General features: G+C 63.3%; 13 protein-coding genes. 11 read left to right on the top strand and 2 right to left on the bottom strand.

Annotated features, from left to right (window positions below; genetic code table 11):
* Nucleotides 1-20: 20 nt before the first annotated feature.
* A complete protein-coding gene (locus IVA79_RS06755; protein WP_247551162.1) occupies nt 21-1586 on the bottom strand; it encodes a PfkB family carbohydrate kinase in 1566 nt (521 codons plus the stop codon).
* Between the two features lie 83 nt (nt 1587-1669).
* Nucleotides 1670-2683, bottom strand: coding sequence for an SDR family oxidoreductase (locus IVA79_RS06750; RefSeq protein ID WP_247551159.1), 1014 nt, complete (start codon nt 2681-2683; stop codon nt 1670-1672).
* A 165-nt stretch (nt 2684-2848) separates the two neighbouring features.
* Between IVA79_RS06750 and IVA79_RS06745 the strand changes: the two genes are divergently transcribed.
* From IVA79_RS06745 to rpoB, 11 genes are all read left to right on the top strand, one after another.
* Entirely contained in the window at nt 2849-3436 is a 588-nt protein-coding gene (locus IVA79_RS06745) for an SIS domain-containing protein (protein ID WP_247551157.1), read from the top strand.
* A gap of 12 nt (nt 3437-3448) precedes the next feature.
* Nucleotides 3449-4465, top strand: coding sequence for a lysylphosphatidylglycerol synthase transmembrane domain-containing protein (locus tag IVA79_RS06740; protein ID WP_247551155.1), 1017 nt, complete (start codon nt 3449-3451; stop codon nt 4463-4465).
* Nucleotides 4466-4550: 85 nt separating this feature from the next.
* Entirely contained in the window at nt 4551-5819 is a 1269-nt protein-coding gene (locus IVA79_RS06735) for a class I SAM-dependent methyltransferase (protein WP_247551152.1), read from the top strand.
* 313 nt (nt 5820-6132) lie between these two features.
* Nucleotides 6133-6324 carry a preprotein translocase subunit SecE gene (secE, locus tag IVA79_RS06730; RefSeq protein WP_007602984.1) on the top strand — a complete coding sequence of 64 codons (192 nt, stop codon included), beginning with the start codon at nt 6133-6135 and terminating at the stop codon, nt 6322-6324.
* Entirely contained in the window at nt 6324-6878 is a 555-nt protein-coding gene (nusG, locus tag IVA79_RS06725) for a transcription termination/antitermination protein NusG (protein WP_007602985.1), read from the top strand. Before secE ends, nusG begins: the two co-directional genes overlap by 1 nt.
* A 133-nt stretch (nt 6879-7011) precedes the next feature.
* Nucleotides 7012-7440 carry a 50S ribosomal protein L11 gene (rplK, locus tag IVA79_RS06720; RefSeq protein WP_006611824.1) on the top strand — a complete coding sequence of 143 codons (429 nt, stop codon included), beginning with the start codon at nt 7012-7014 and terminating at the stop codon, nt 7438-7440.
* Between the two features lie 6 nt (nt 7441-7446).
* Nucleotides 7447-8139 carry a 50S ribosomal protein L1 gene (gene rplA, locus IVA79_RS06715; protein ID WP_014494487.1) on the top strand — a complete coding sequence of 231 codons (693 nt, stop codon included), beginning with the start codon at nt 7447-7449 and terminating at the stop codon, nt 8137-8139.
* A gap of 90 nt (nt 8140-8229) precedes the next feature.
* Nucleotides 8230-9183 (top strand): 2-hydroxyacid dehydrogenase, encoded by a 954-nt coding sequence (locus IVA79_RS06710; protein ID WP_247551150.1) that lies wholly within the window; start codon nt 8230-8232, stop codon nt 9181-9183.
* 587 nt (nt 9184-9770) lie between these two features.
* Entirely contained in the window at nt 9771-10289 is a 519-nt protein-coding gene (gene rplJ / locus IVA79_RS06705) for a 50S ribosomal protein L10 (protein ID WP_035709556.1), read from the top strand.
* 53 nt (nt 10290-10342) lie between these two features.
* Complete coding sequence (gene rplL / locus IVA79_RS06700) at nt 10343-10720, top strand: 50S ribosomal protein L7/L12 (RefSeq protein ID WP_084803769.1); 378 nt, start codon at nt 10343-10345, stop codon at nt 10718-10720.
* Nucleotides 10721-11194: 474 nt separating this feature from the next.
* Nucleotides 11195-15313, top strand: a complete 4119-nt coding sequence (gene rpoB, locus IVA79_RS06695) for a DNA-directed RNA polymerase subunit beta (RefSeq protein ID WP_247551148.1) — start codon at nt 11195-11197, stop codon at nt 15311-15313.
* Nucleotides 15314-15417 lie beyond the last annotated feature (104 nt).

Raw genomic sequence — 15417 nt, 5'->3', positions numbered from 1 at the left:
CTCCGAATTTCTCGTTCGCATCACTTCAACAACGCGGTGACGAATTTGACCAGCGGCGCCTTTTCGACCGAGCTGCGGTGACCGACGATGCCGACCTTGATCGCGCCCGCCGCGTTACCGATGAAGGCGACGTCCTCGATATTGCCGCCGGCCGCCACCAGCGGCGCCGTAATCGTCAGGAACGCATCGCCGGCGCCGACCGTGTCCACGACGGTCTTGGTAAAAGCGGGCACACGCGCGACCCCGGTCTTCGACGAGAAGGGGTAACAGCCGAAGGAGCCGTGCGTGATGATCATGTTGTCGCAATCGATCTTGCCGTGCAGGCCGTCCTGGATCACCGATGCAATGTCGTTGAACTTGTCGGTGGCGGCGAGGCGCGCTTCCGGCGCGTCGATGCAGACGTAGTCGGCCCGTGGATATTTCGTGATCAGATTGTAGCCGTGGTTGCCGCTGTTGCTCTGGGCGTTGACCGCCAGGAATTTGGAGTTCGCGATCAAAGTGTCGATCGTGCTGGACGCGATCATGCCGTGACCGAAATCGGTGACGATGACCACGTCCGCGCCGCGCGCGCGTTCCGCGGTGACCTTGTCGATCTCCTTGCGCGCGCTCTCGTCCAGCGGCGTGTCGTCCATCGTGTAGACTTCGAACAGCTTGTGCAGATAGCCCATCTCGACGTACCGCAATTTGCGCGTCGTCGGGCGGCCCTGGATGCGGATCGGCGTCAGCGTGACGTTCGGGCGGACATGCGCGCGAATGAACTCTTCGGGGTAGTCGTTGCCGCCCAGCGTCGTGACGATCTCCACCGACTTGCAGAAGCTCGCCACGTGATTGGCCGCGGCAATGACGCCGCCGGCAAATTGCTCGCCATTCTTGAACAGCGTAGCGACGATGTTCTCCTTCGAAGCCTTCCCGAGCGCCGTGACGTACTGGTATTCGTCGATGATGGTGTCGCCGACCAGCACGACGTGCATGTCCTGGATCTTGTCGATCAGCCTCAGCAGGCGTTCGGCGCCGCCGCCTTCACGCACCTTCTGGAGATAGTCGCGCAAGGGTGGGTCGTAGATGTCGAAGTAGCGGTTCAGCAGCGACGACGAGCTGAAGGTCACGTCGCGCGTGAAGACGATCCGCCCGCCATGACGTTCGACCGCATCGCGCTCGGTGGCGATCTTTCCGGTGACGTCATCCTCGGGGTTTTCGTAGTCCGAGCCCTTCACGTAGATGTCGGGACGCACGGTATCGAGGACCGGCTCGGCGCTGGAGGTCCGGTTGATGCCGACCCAATCGACCGTGCCGAGCGCGGCCAGCATCTCGGCGCGCATGTTCTCCGGAAAGATCGGCCGCCCCGGGCCCTTGTTGACGAAACGGTCGGCGGTGATGGTCACGATCACCACGTCGGCCTCGTTGCGCGCCGCCAGGATGTGCCGGACGTGGCCGAGATGCACCAGATCGAACACGCCGTGGCACAGCGCGACGGTCTGGCCCTTTGCCTGCGCAGCGCGCGCAACCGCGCCGAGCTCCTCGATCGTCTTGATCTTCTCGTGCGGTGCCGGATGGCCGGCCGGCTTGTCTGTCGGTGCATTACCCATGTGAATTACCCAAAGCGCCGGTAGGTCTCAAATGGCCGGCGCGAAATTGATCGACTCGCAGCAACGATATCCGGCGAACCTGTTCAAGAGCTTGCCTTCGGCGAGCCCTTGTCGTCACCGAGATATTTGAACCAGTCCTTGGTGGCGTCGGCGATCTTGTCGACCGTCCACAGCGGCGCGTCCTTGTACTGATCCATCGATTTCAGCATCGTCGCGACGCCGTCCTCGAATTTCACCTTCGGCGTCCAGTTCAGGACTCGCTTGATCTTGGTGATGTCGGCGTAGGTGCAATCGGGCTCGCCCGGGCGCTTGGGAATGTGGACCTTGTCGCCGCCGAGAAGCTCGACCAACCGGTTGACGCTGTAGGTGTTGTCCGAACCGACGTTGAATATTTCGTGCGAGATATCGGAGCGCGCGGCAGTCACGAAGGCGTCCGCGACGTCGCTGACGAAGGTGAAGTCGCGCGTCTGCTCGCCATCGCCGACCACCGTGAAGGGCCTGCCGGCGAGCTTCTGCGCCATGAACACGCCGAACACCGCGCCGTAAGTGCCGGTGGTGCGATGACGCGGCCCGTATACGTTGAACAGGCGCAGCGCGACCGCGGGCAGCTTGTAGACCTGGCACCAGTGCATAACGCACTGCTCGCCGAGATTCTTGGTAAGCGCGTAGGGATACATCGGCCGGATCTCGGCGCTTTCCGGCGTCGGATAGACGTCGGGAATGCCGTAGCAGGATGACGACGCAGCGTAGACGAAACGCTTGGCGCCCGCGTGCCGCGCCGCCTCGAGAACGTTGACCGTGCCGTCGACATTGGCGCGATGATACGGGATCGGGGACTCGATCGAGGGGACGATGTCGGCCAGCGCCGCGAGGTGGAAGACCCAGTCGATACCGTGGAAATACGGTTTGATCGATTCGAGGTCGGTGACATCGGCCCGCACGACCTTCAGCTGGCTCGAATTGGCGCGCGAGGCCAGATTTTCGGGGCGGCCGATCACGAAATTATCGAGCGCGATGACCTCATGGCCATCATCGAGGAGGCGGTCGACGAGGTGACTTCCGATGAAACCTGCGCCGCCAGTGACAATGCATTTCATGGGGAACATCCGTGACGCGAATGCCCAGCGAAACAGGCCCGCCAATGTTAAGTGAAACTCGAAAGCCGACTATCAGCCGCTCGCCGACTTTGCAAGCATTATACCTTTGCAATCCTTGGTAATAGCCGGTATCACCCGGCCATGTTGCAATCGAGCCGCCAGCCCATGCCCGCCGAGTCCGTCGATCCCGATCACAAGGCTTTCCTCGACGATTATGTGGGGCGCCTCCATCGCGCGACGGCGGTCGACGACATCGTTTTTGCCGGGATCTCCGCCACCCGCGCCGCCTGGTTGCGCACGCGCGAGCAGGGTGGCCGCGTCATCTTCATCGGCAATGGCGGCTCGGCCGGCATCGCCTCGCATCTGGCGATCGATCTGGCGAAGAACGCATCGGTGCCTGCGCTCTGCTTCAGCGACGCGAGCATGATGTCCTGCCTTGCCAACGACTACGGGTTCGAGGATTGGATCGCGCACGCCGTGCGGCTGAACGCCCGTGCCGGCGACTGCCTGGTCGCGATCAGCTCGTCGGGACGCTCGAAGAACATCCTCAACGCGGTTGCGCAGGCGAGGGCGATGAAGCTCGATGTGATCGCGCTGTCGGGGATGAACGCTGACAATCCTCTGCGCAATCTCGGCGACGTCAATTTCTGGGTCGATAGCCGCAGCTACAACATTGTCGAAACCACGCACCAGTTCTGGATGATGGCCGCGATCGACCTCGTCATCGGTCGCGCGGAATATCCGGCATCCTGAGGCGGACACAAGATGCAGTCGCGGTTCAAACAGGCGGCCCTGTTTTCGGTAAAGCTGCTGCTGTCGATCGCCGTGCTGGTCTACATCGCGCGCGGGCTCGACCTGCAACGGTTGCGTAGCCATCTCGTCTCGGTCGATCCTTTCCTGTTTGCGCTCGCGCTGGCGCTGATCTTCTTCCAGACCTTCGTGCTCAACGGCCGATGGGAGCTGATCATGCGCGCGCTCGGCGTGTCGCTGCAGTGGCTCGCGGGCTGGCGCATCCTCATGATCAGCCTCTGGTTCAATCAGGTGTTGCCGTCGTCGGTCGGCGGGGACGCGGTGCGGATGTGGCTGCTGCGCCAGCGTGGCGTGCAATGGCCGCAGGCGGTCAAGGGCGTTGCGGCCGACCGTTTCACGGCATTGATCGGGCTGATCGTGCTGATGGTGGCCGGATTGCCGTTGCTGCTGTCGCGCGTGTCCAATCAGGCCGCGATCCTGGCCATCGGTGGGCTGACGCTGGCAGGCGTCGCCGGCACCGTGGTCCTGTTGACGCTCGACCGTTTGCCTGGGCGCCTCATCGCGCATCCGGCGATCGCAAGCTTCGTCCGGTTCGGAACGCTGGTCAGGTTTCTTCTCCTGCAGTCCGAGCGCCGCGCTTTGCTGTTCGGGTCGGCGCTTCTCATCCACCTCGTGACCGCGGCGGCGTGCTACTCCTTGGCGCGCGGTGTCGGAGCCCAGCTCTCGGTGCTGGACGCCGTCGTCCTGATTCCGCCGGTGGTGCTGTTGACGGCCGTCCCGATCTCGATCAGCGGCTGGGGCGTTCGTGAGGGAGCGATGGTCGCCTGCCTCGGTCTGGCGGGCGTGCCTTCCGAGGAAGCGCTGTCGGTTTCGCTCCTGCTGGGCGCCATCAGCGTGATCATCGGGCTCGTCGGCGGTGCGATCTGGTTGGCAAGTCCGGAGCGCGGCTCATATTCCGCGGACAAGGCTGCCAAGGCAGCGGAGGAAGCGCCCAGCTATGGGCTGGGCAAGGAAGTCTCGAGCCACCCATGACCCGTTTGAGCCCGTTGCTGCCGGTCTGGTCTTCACGGGGTGAGATTGCCTCACCCGATCGCGTGTCTCATTTTTCGGTTCCACGATGAAAAATCTGTTCTACGTCCGCCATACCTGCCGCCTCTGTCATTCGGACAAGCAGGAGCTTGTCGTCCCGATGGCAGGCATGCCGATCGGCACGCCGAACTTCCAGGTCCCGGACGCCAGCGTCGACGATCCGGTGTTCCGGGCCGCGGTGCCGATGGCGCTGCATCTGTGCAGGGATTGCGGCCATCTCCAGATTCTCCATGTCGGCAATCCCGAGATCCAGTACCGCAACTACGTCTACACCACCTCGCTCTCGCTCGGCCTGCGTGAGCACTTCGCCGGCTATGCCAACGACGTCGTCAGCCGCTTCGGCATTGCGCCGGGCTCGCTGGTCGTCGAGCTCGGTAGCAATGACGGATCGCTGCTCGGCTTCTTCAGGGAGCGCGGGATGCGGGTATTGGGTGTCGATCCCGCGGTCGACATTGCGCGGCGCGCGACGGAGGCGGGAATCGAGACCATCGGCGATTTCTTCACCGATGCCATCGGTCACCGCATCCTGCAGAGCCACGGCGCGGCGAGCGTCGTGATCGCCAACAACATGATCGCCAATGTCGACAATCTCGATCCGCTGGTGATCGGAGTTCGCGACGTGCTCGCGCCGGATGGATTGTTCGTCTTCGAAACGCAATACGGCGTCGACGTCACCGAGAAGAACCTGCTCGACACCGTCTATCACGAGCATCTGTCGTATTTTAACATCAAGCCGCTGATCCGTTTCTTTGCCCGGCTCGGCATGGAGCTGATCGACGTCCAGCACATCTGGACCAAGGGGGGCTCGATCCGCGTGACCGTGCAGCGTGCCGGTGGCGCCAAGAAACCGTCGGCCGAGGTCGCGCGCTTCGTTGCCGAGGAAGAGCGGCTCGGCGTCGATCAGCCGGCCTATTATGCGCCCTACGTGAAGCGGATCGCCGCGATCCGCGACGAGTTGGTCGCGATGGCCGATGCCGCCCATGCGCGCGGGCAGCTCGTTGCCGGCTACGGCGTCTCGGTCGGCACCACGACCCTGCTGCCGCAGTTCGGCCTGGAGAGCAAGATCGACTTCCTGGTGGACGACGACCCCAAGAAGGGGAACGTGATGGCCGGCCCGGGATATGACATTCCGATCCTGCCGCCCGCCACCCTCTACGAGCGCAAGCCGGCATTCGTGGTCGTCTTCGCCTGGCGCTATGTCGACCCGATCCGGGCCAAGCACGCCCGCTATTTCGCCGAAGGTGGAAAGTTCGTGGTGCCGCTGCCGGGCATTTCGATGGTCGACCGGGCCGACTGACCGCGCGTGCCGTCAGGCCGTGCAAGGGTGGGGCAGATAAGTTCTTGATTCGCCTGCGCTCTGCTCTGCCGCCCAGGAACGGCGATGGGGCCAGACGAGCCTCCTGTATCTTGACCTTTGGCCCCATTCGCAGTAGATACCCCGCACTCGCAGCCGGCCCGTTAGACGCGGATCTCCGGCGCGGCTTTGAAATCCCCGAACAATCGAGCCCGGTTTCCGGCTCATCCTTCGAGACAGAGGGCTGGGCCAACGGCGGCTGTTCGGATCCCTGAAATTCATTCGCGTCTGTCGACGGACGTTGGACATCAAAACGATGGCAGTCAGCCCGTTCAAGTTCTTGCAGGAAGTGCGCTCGGAGACGGCCAAGGTCACCTGGCCGACCCGCCGCGAGACCACGATCACCACCATCATGGTGTTCGTCATGGTCGCCGTGGCCTCGATCTTCTTCTTCGCCGCCGACCAGATTATCCGTGTCCTCATCACCTTCCTTCTGGGCATCCACTGATGGCAACAGCAACCGCTCAACTGTCTGACAAGCGCTGGTACATCGTCCACGCCTATTCGAACTTCGAGAAGAAGGTCGCCGAATCGATCCGCGAGCAGGCCAAGCAGCGCGGGCTCGAGGAGCTGTTCGAGCTGGTGCTGGTTCCGACCGAGAAGGTCACGGAAGTGCGCCGCGGCCGCAAGATCGACGCCGAGCGCAAGTTCTTCCCGGGCTACGTGCTGGTGAAGATGAAGCTGACCGACGAGGCGTTTCATCTGATCAAGAACACGCCGAAGGTTACGGGCTTCCTCGGCGCCGAGAACAAGCCGATGCCGATCTCGGAAGCCGAGGCCATGCGCATCCTGCACCAGGTGCAGGAGGGCGTGGAACGGCCGAAGGCGTCGGTGTCGTTCGAGATCGGCGAGAACGTGCGCGTGGCCGATGGCCCGTTCGCCTCGTTCTCGGGCGTCGTCGAGGAAATCGACGAGGCGCGCTCGCGCGTGAAGGTCGCGGTGTCGATCTTCGGCCGCGCCACGCCGGTCGAACTGGAATTCGGTCAGGTCGAGAAGGTCTGACCGGGTAATGCGCGAGACTTCGGTCTCACGCTAGAAGAGGCCGTGGGAGGACGAGGGCGGTTGCCAGCCGCCTGTTGATCCCGACCACGAACCTGAAACCGCCGGCGGCATGCCGGCACAACAGGAGTGATACATGGCAAAGAAAGTGACCGGATACCTGAAGCTTCAGGTCCCGGCCGGTGCGGCGAATCCTTCGCCCCCGATCGGTCCCGCGCTCGGTCAGCGCGGTCTCAACATCATGGAGTTCTGCAAGGCGTTCAACGCCCAGACCCAGAAGGAAGAGAAGAACACCCCGATTCCCGTGGTGATCACGATCTACGCCGATCGTTCGTTCACCTTCGAGATGAAGACGCCCCCGATGTCGTTCTTCCTCAAGCAGGCTGCCAAGATCCAGTCCGGCTCGAAGGCGCCGGGCCGCGACAAGGCCGGCAAGGTGACCAAGGCGCAGGTGCGCGAGATCGCCGAGAAGAAGATGAAGGATCTGAATTGCGACTCGATCGAATCGGCCATGAAGATGGTCGAGGGCTCTGCCCGTTCGATGGGTCTGGAAGTGGCGGGGTAAGCGGCTATGGCAATCGGAAAGCGTTTGAACAAAGCCCGCGAAGGTGTTGACCGCGAAAAGCTTTATCCGCTTGCGGACGCCATCAAGATGGTCAAGGAACGCGCGAAAGCGAAGTTCGACGAGACCATCGAGGTCGCGATCAACCTCGGCGTCGATCCGCGTCACGCCGACCAGATGGTCCGCGGCGTCGTGACCCTGCCGAACGGCACCGGCCGTACGCTCCGCGTCGGCGTGTTCGCCCGCGGCGCCAAGGCCGATGAGGCCAAGGCTGCGGGTGCCGACGTCGTCGGCGCCGAAGACCTGGTCGAGAAGGTGCAGAACGGCTCGATCGATTTCGACCGCTGCATCGCCACCCCCGACATGATGCCGCTGGTCGGCCGTCTCGGTAAGGTGCTCGGCCCGCGCGGCCTGATGCCGAACCCGAAGATCGGCACCGTGACCATGGACGTCACCGGTGCGGTGAAGGGTGCCAAGGGCGGCTCGGTCGAGTTCCGTGTCGAGAAGGCCGGCATCCTGCAGGCCGGCGTCGGCAAGGCCTCGTTCTCCGAGGAGAAGCTGGTCGAGAACATCAAGGCCCTGGCCGATGCTGTCTCCAAGGCCAAGCCGGCCGGTTCCAAGGGGACCTACATCCAGCGCGTTGCGGTGTCCTCGACGATGGGCCCGGGCGTGAAGGTCGAGCCGGGCACCATCCTCGGCTAAGGTCTCGAAATTGCTAGAGGCGAGGGGCGGAATTGGGCAACCGATTCCGCCCCTCGTCGTTTGTGAAGGCTTTCACCGGAAACACGAACAATGGCTGACAAGGTCCTGATCTATTCGCGCTTTCCCAAGTCGATGATGGCGCGCTTCGCCGAGCGGTTCGAGCTGCTCGACACCGGTGGCAAGCCCGCGCGGGAGGTGTTTTCGGCCGAGGAGCTAAGCGGCATCCGAGCGATGCTGACCGCCGGCGGCTCGCCGCTCGGTGCGGAGGCGATGGATCTGTTTCCGAAACTCGGCGCCATTGTCTGCTACGGCACAGGCTATGACGGTGTCGACCTCAAGGCGGCAGCCAGCCGCAATATCGCGGTCGCCCACAGTCCCGGCGCCAATGCGGCCTCTGTCGCCGATATCGCGATGACCCTGATGCTGGCAACGACGCGGCGGATCCTGGTGGCTGACCAATATGTCCGCAGCGGCGACTGGGCCGCCTCGAAGCAATCGCCGATGATGCGCCCGCAGGCCGGCATGCCCGGCCGCCGCATCGGCATCTATGGTATGGGCGAGATCGGCCGCAAGATCGCCGCGCGCTGCGCCGCCTTCGAGAGCGAAATCGGCTATTTCAGCCGCAGCAAATACGATTTGCCCTATCAATACTTCCCGACGCTGGAGGCGCTGGCCGATTGGTGCAGCGTGCTGATGGTCGCGGTCCGGGCAGGGGCCGAGACCAAGCACGTCGTCAACGCCGACATCCTGAAGCGGCTCGGGGCGGACGGTTATGTCGTCAATATCTCCCGCGGCTCCGTGATCGACGAGAAGGCCCTCGTGGCGGCGCTCACCGACAAGACCATCGCCGGCGCCGGCCTCGACGTCTTCGAAGAGGAACCGCACGCGCCCGATGCACTGACGGCGCTGCCGAATGTGGTGTTCGCCCCGCATATCGGCGGTCACACCCTCGAATCGCACGTCGCCATGCAAGCCTGCGTGCTGGCGAATCTGACCGCGTTCTTCGAGGGCAAGCCACTGCCTTATGGGGTCAAATCGGCCTGAATCGGTCCTTATCGGCCCGGGTCAAGCGCCCGCGGCAACAGATTGGAACTGGTGTGAATTTTGCTCTTGGCAAGCAGGCTCCGAGCGGTTAAAGAACCGCTTCCGGACGTGCCGGCCTCGGCTGGCGCGTTCGTGCACGCATTCCGAAAACCCGACGCGACAGGAGATCATTCCTTTTCAGGACGTCCGTGAGGATTTGCCCGAAAAGGAAGGAAAACCCGTCGGTGGGTGGAATGTGGGCAGAGGTCGGACGGTTCGCCGCCTGACCTTGTCCTGTCCAAGACTGCAGGCGCCCGCGAGGAGTTTCGATTTCTCAACGGCTTAATCGCATGGCCTGCATAGACGGGTGAAGACCGGATTTCACTTCGCCTTCCACCTTAAGGGGTGGTTGCGGAATGGGTCTGGTTCGGACCTCGACACGCCGTGGGTGCCTTCAGGTGCTCCCGGAGGGCAGGCTTTGAATCGTCGTCTCGCCCGGCGCGTGTCCGAAGGGTTTTTGACCCCGAGGTTCAGGTTTGGGGTGGGACGATGGGTGCAACCCGGCGGTCCCGCTTTTCGCGATGACCGCCAACCGGAGAGAGCTTGCTGTGGAACGAGCGGCAAAAAAAGAGGCGGTCGAACAGCTCAATGAGGTCTTCAAGACCACGAGCGTCGCGGTCGTTGCTCAATATTCCGGCCTCACCGTCGCCCAGATGCAGAAGCTGCGCCAGCAGATGAAGCAGGCGGGCGCTGCGGTGAAGGTCTCGAAGAACCGTCTCGCCAAAATTGCTCTTGAAGGCACTGACGTCGTTGCCATCGGCCCCATGCTGAAGGGACCGACCGTGATCGCCACTTCGAACGATCCGGTAGCGGCGCCAAAGGTCGCCATCGAATTCGCCAAGGCGAACGAAAAGTTCGTCATCGTCGGCGGATCGATGGGGAAGACCGTCCTGAATGTCGACGGCGTGAAGGCGCTTGCCTCGCTGCCGTCGCTTGATGAACTGCGCGGCAAGATCGTCGGCCTCATCGTGGCCCCGGCGACCAAGATCGCTCAGCTCGCCAATGCGCCTGCGGGCAAGCTCGCGCGCGTCATCCAGGCTCATGCCTCAAAGGGCGAAGCGGCCTGACGCCCTTCGCAAAACTCAAACCCGAACCAGACTTACACGTAAGGAACTGAACAATGGCTGACTTGCAGAAGATCGTTGACGACCTCTCGAGCCTCACCGTGCTCGAAGCTGCTGAACTGGCGAAGCTCCTCGAAGAGAAGTGGGGCGTTTCGGCTGCCGCGGCTGTCGCCGTGGCCGGCCCGGCTGGTGGTGGCGCTGCCGCCGCTCCGGCGGAAGAGAAGACCGAGTTCACGGTCGTTCTCGCCAGCGCCGGCGACAAGAAGATCGAGGTCATCAAGGAAGTCCGCGCCATCACCGGTCTCGGCCTGAAGGAAGCAAAGGACCTCGTCGAGGGTGCTCCGAAGCCGCTGAAGGAAGGCGTGAACAAGGAAGAAGCCGACAAGATCAAGGCCCAGCTCGAGAAGGCTGGCGCAAAGATCGAGCTCAAGTAAGCAGCGCTTACTGGCGCGGGGTCCCGGGCGGCAGCGCCCGGGATCTTGGTCCGCCCTCGACAAGGGGCAGATGCAAAAGGCGTGCGACGGAACGTTCTGACGCAGGCCGAACACGGAAAAGTGTGGGGATTTGCGGGTTTCACCCTCGAATCTGCACTATTGTCGCCCCATATCGGGTCGACAGCACGAAAGCGCGGTGGGCAGGGAGGCCGGATTTCCCTGTAAGCCGTTGGGAGAGCAAGCTATTTCGGGCTTTTGCAGTCCGTGAAGACAATCGTTGTGACGGGCGGGCGCGCACCAGCGCCCCGCGCGTCGTTTTGCGTTTTGAAGGTCTGAAGAACAGATTCAGGACATTCTCGCCTGAAGCTGAGTCTCCGGCCCCCAAAACGGGTTCGAAAAATTCAACCCGGGGAGCGGTGGCAGCCGCGTCCCGGACGGCGCGCCCGGAGCGGGCGACGAAAATGAGAGGCCACGATGGCGCAGCAGACATTCACCGGTCGCAAACGCGTTCGCAAGTTCTTCGGACACATCAAGGAAGTGGCCGAGATGCCGAACCTCATCGAGGTTCAGAAGGCGTCCTATGACCAGTTCCTGATGGTCGATGAACCCCAGGGTGGCCGTCTCGACGAAGGTCTTCAGGCGGTGTTCCGCTCGGTGTTTCCGATCTCCGACTTCTCGGGCACCTCGATGCTGGAATTCGTCCGCTACGAGTTCGAGCAGCCGAAATACGACGTCGACGAGTGCCGCCAGCGCGGCATGACCTTCGCGGCTCCCCTCAAGGTGACGCTGCGCCTCATCGTGTTCGATATCGACGAGGAAACCGGCGCGAAGTCGGTGAAGGACATCAAGGAGCAGGACGTCTACATGGGCGACATCCCGCTCATGACGATGAACGGCACCTTCATCGTCAACGGCACCGAGCGCGTCATCGTCTCGCAGATGCACCGTTCGCCCGGCGTGTTCTTCGACCACGACAAGGGCAAGACCCATTCCTCGGGCAAGCTGCTGTTCGCCGCCCGCGTCATCCCGTATCGCGGCTCCTGGCTCGACATCGAGTTCGACGCCAAGGACATCGTCTATGCGCGTATCGACCGTCGCCGCAAGATTCCGGTGACGTCGCTGATGTTCGCCCTCGGCCTCGACGGCGAGGCGATCCTGTCCACCTTCTACAAGAAGATCCTCTACAAGCGGACCAAGGAAGGCTGGCGCGTTCCGTTCGATGCCAACCGTTTCCGCGGCTACTCGACCGTCAACGACCTGATCGACGCCGACACCGGCAAGGTCGTGCTCGAGGCCGGCAAGAAGCTCACCGTCCGTGCCGCCCGCCAGCTCCAGGAGAAGGGGCTGAAGGCGCTGCGCATGTCCGATGAGGAGCTGGTCGGCAACTACATCGCCGAGGACCTCGTCAACCCGAAGACCGGCGAGATCCACGCCGAGGCCGGCGAGGAAATTACCGACAAGTCGATGAAGGTGCTCAACGAGCAGGGCTACAAGGAGCTGCCGCTGCTCGACATCGACCACGTCAATGTCGGCCCCTACATCCGCAACACGCTCTCGGCGGACAAGAACATGACGCGCGAGGATGCGCTGTTCGACATCTACCGCGTGATGCGTCCGGGCGAGCCGCCGACGCTGGATTCGGCGCAGGCCATGTTCCAGTCGCTGTTCTTCGATGCCGAACGCTACGACCTCTCCGCGGTCGGCCGCGTCAAGATGAACATGCGCCTCGACCTCGATGCGCCCGACACCCAGCGCACGCTGCGCAAGGAAGACATCCTCTCCGTCATCAAGACGCTGGTCGACCTGCGTGACGGCAAGGGCGAGATCGACGACATCGACCATCTCGGCAACCGCCGTGTGCGCTCGGTCGGCGAACTCATGGAGAACCAGTACCGCATCGGCCTCCTGCGCATGGAGCGCGCGATCAAGGAGCGCATGTCCTCCGTCGACATCGACACGGTCATGCCGCAGGACCTGATCAACGCGAAGCCGGCGGCTGCCGCCGTGCGCGAGTTCTTCGGCTCCTCGCAGCTCTCGCAGTTCATGGACCAGACCAACCCGCTCAGCGAGATCACCCACAAGCGCCGCCTGTCGGCACTTGGACCGGGCGGTCTGACCCGCGAACGTGCCGGCTTCGAGGTGCGCGACGTGCATCCGACGCATTACGGCCGCATCTGCCCGATCGAGACGCCGGAAGGTCCGAACATCGGCCTGATCAACTCGCTCGCGACCTTCGCGCGTGTGAACAAGTACGGCTTCGTCGAGACGCCGTATCGCAAGGTCAAGGACGGCCGCGTCACCGACGAGGTCGTGTATCTCTCGGCGATGGAAGAGGGCCGCTATACGGTCGCGCAGGCCAACGTGCCGCTCGACCCGAAGGGGCGTTTCACCGAAGACCTCGTGGTCTGCCGTCACGCCGGCGAAGTCTTGCCGGTGACGCCCGACAAGGTCGACTACATGGACGTGTCGCCGAAGCAGCTGGTTTCGGTCGCAGCGGCGCTGATCCCGTTCCTCGAGAACGACGACGCCAACCGCGCGCTGATGGGCTCGAACATGCAGCGCCAGGCGGTGCCGCTGGTTCGCGCCGAGGCGCCGTTCGTCGGCACCGGCATGGAAGGCGTGGTTGCGCGTGACTCGGGTGCCGCGATCGCGGCGCGCCGTTCCGGCGTGATCGACCAGATCGACGCGACCCGCGTCGTCATCCGCGCCACGGAAGATCTCGATCCGACCAAGTCGGGCGTCGATATCTACCGCCTGATGAAGTACCAGCGCTCCAACCAGTCGACATGCATCAACCAGCGTCCGCTGGTGAAGGTCGGCGACATCGTCAAGAAGGGCGACATCATCGCCGACGGTCCCTCGACCGATCTCGGTGAGCTCGCTCTGGGACGGAACGTGCTCGTCGCGTTCATGCCGTGGAACGGCTACAACTTCGAAGACTCGATCCTGCTCTCCGAGCGGATCGTGAAGGAAGACGTCTTCACCTCGATTCACATCGAGGAGTTCGAGGTGATGGCCCGCGACACCAAGCTCGGACCTGAGGAAATCACCCGCGACATTCCGAACGTCTCGGAAGAAGCGCTGAAGAACCTCGACGAAGCCGGTATCGTCTACATCGGTGCGGAAGTGCGCGCCGGCGACATCCTGGTCGGCAAGATCACGCCGAAGGGCGAGAGCCCGATGACGCCGGAAGAGAAGCTGCTGCGCGCCATCTTCGGCGAGAAGGCTTCCGACGTTCGTGACACCTCGCTGCGCGTTCCTCCGGGCGTGCAGGGCACGATCGTGGAAGTGCGCGTGTTCAACCGTCACGGCGTCGACAAGGACGAGCGTGCGCTGGCGATCGAGCGGGAAGAGATCGAGCGTCTGGCCAAGGACCGCGACGACGAGCAGGCGATCCTGGACCGCAACGTCTACAACCGTCTTGCCGAGCTCCTCGAGGGGCGGCAGGGCATTGCAGGTCCCAAGGGCTTCAAGAAGGACACCAAGATCACCCGTGCGGTGCTCGAGGAGTACCCGAAGTCGCAGTGGTGGCTGTTCGCGTCGCCGAACGACAAGCTGATGGCCGAGATCGAGGCCATGCGGAAGCAGTACGACGAGTCGAAAAAGGGGCTTGAACAGCGCTTCCTCGACAAGGTCGAGAAGCTGCAGCGCGGCGACGAATTGCCGCCCGGCGTGATGAAGATGGTCAAGGTCTTCGTCGCGGTGAAGCGCAAGATCCAGCCCGGCGACAAGATGGCCGGCCGCCACGGCAACAAGGGCGTGGTGTCGAAGATCGTGCCGATCGAGGACATGCCGTTCCTCGAAGACGGCACCCATGCCGACATCGTGCTCAATCCGCTCGGCGTGCCCTCGCGCATGAACGTCGGACAGATCCTCGAGACCCATCTCGGCTGGGCCTGTGCCGGCCTCGGCAAGCGTATCGGCCAGACGGTCGATGCCTATTTGTCGAAGCAGGACATCAAGCCGCTGAAGGAAACCTTGAAGAAGGTCTACGGCGAGGACGAGACGATCAAGTCGCTCAACGACAACGAGCTGATCGAACTCGGCCACAATCTGAGCCGCGGCGTGCCGATCGCGACGCCGGTGTTCGACGGCGCCAAGGAAGCCGACATCGAGGAGATGCTGAAGCTTGCCGGTCTGGACGCTTCGGGTCAGTCGACCGTCTATGACGGCCGCACCGGCGATCCGTTCGATCGCAAGGTGACGGTGGGCTACATCTACATGCTCAAGCTGCACCATCTGGTCGACGACAAGATCCACGCGCGTTCGATCGGTCCGTACTCGCTCGTCACCCAGCAGCCGCTGGGCGGCAAGGCGCAGTTCGGTGGCCAGCGCTTCGGCGAAATGGAGGTGTGGGCGCTCGAGGCTTACGGCGCGGCGTACACGCTCCAGGAGATGCTGACGGTGAAGTCGGACGACGTCGCCGGCCGTACCAAGGTGTACGAGGCGATCGTGCGCGGCGACGACACGTTCGAGGCCGGTATTCCGGAATCGTTCAACGTGCTGGTCAAGGAAATGCGCTCGCTCGGCCTCAACGTCGACCTGCACAACTCCAAGGTGGGACCGGCGCCGACGTCGGAAGCGGCCGAGTAATTCGACCTGTCATGCCCGGCCTTCCCGGCCGGGCACCGGCGCCCCGCCCGAGGCCTTGAGGGCAGGGCGCCTGCTCGAGTGATTTTCGAATTTGCGGCCGGAGG

Origin of the sequence: Bradyrhizobium sp. 138 (genome assembly GCF_023074075.1) — a bacterium.
Classification (GTDB): domain Bacteria; phylum Pseudomonadota; class Alphaproteobacteria; order Rhizobiales; family Xanthobacteraceae; genus Bradyrhizobium.
Note: the sequence above shows the minus strand (reverse complement) of the source record. Positions and strands in the feature narration are given on the sequence as shown.

Coding starts and splice junctions, on each gene's coding strand:
- IVA79_RS06755 (WP_247551162.1), bottom strand. CDS start 1,586: ATGGGTAATGCACCGACAGACAAGCCGGCCGGCCATCCGGCACCGCAC.
- IVA79_RS06750 (WP_247551159.1), bottom strand. CDS start 2,683: ATGAAATGCATTGTCACTGGCGGCGCAGGTTTCATCGGAAGTCACCTC.
- IVA79_RS06745 (WP_247551157.1), top strand. CDS start 2,849: ATGCCCGCCGAGTCCGTCGATCCCGATCACAAGGCTTTCCTCGACGAT.
- IVA79_RS06740 (WP_247551155.1), top strand. CDS start 3,449: ATGCAGTCGCGGTTCAAACAGGCGGCCCTGTTTTCGGTAAAGCTGCTG.
- IVA79_RS06735 (WP_247551152.1), top strand. CDS start 4,551: ATGAAAAATCTGTTCTACGTCCGCCATACCTGCCGCCTCTGTCATTCG.
- secE (WP_007602984.1), top strand. CDS start 6,133: ATGGCAGTCAGCCCGTTCAAGTTCTTGCAGGAAGTGCGCTCGGAGACG.
- nusG (WP_007602985.1), top strand. CDS start 6,324: ATGGCAACAGCAACCGCTCAACTGTCTGACAAGCGCTGGTACATCGTC.
- rplK (WP_006611824.1), top strand. CDS start 7,012: ATGGCAAAGAAAGTGACCGGATACCTGAAGCTTCAGGTCCCGGCCGGT.
- rplA (WP_014494487.1), top strand. CDS start 7,447: ATGGCAATCGGAAAGCGTTTGAACAAAGCCCGCGAAGGTGTTGACCGC.
- IVA79_RS06710 (WP_247551150.1), top strand. CDS start 8,230: ATGGCTGACAAGGTCCTGATCTATTCGCGCTTTCCCAAGTCGATGATG.
- rplL (WP_084803769.1), top strand. CDS start 10,343: ATGGCTGACTTGCAGAAGATCGTTGACGACCTCTCGAGCCTCACCGTG.
- rpoB (WP_247551148.1), top strand. CDS start 11,195: ATGGCGCAGCAGACATTCACCGGTCGCAAACGCGTTCGCAAGTTCTTC.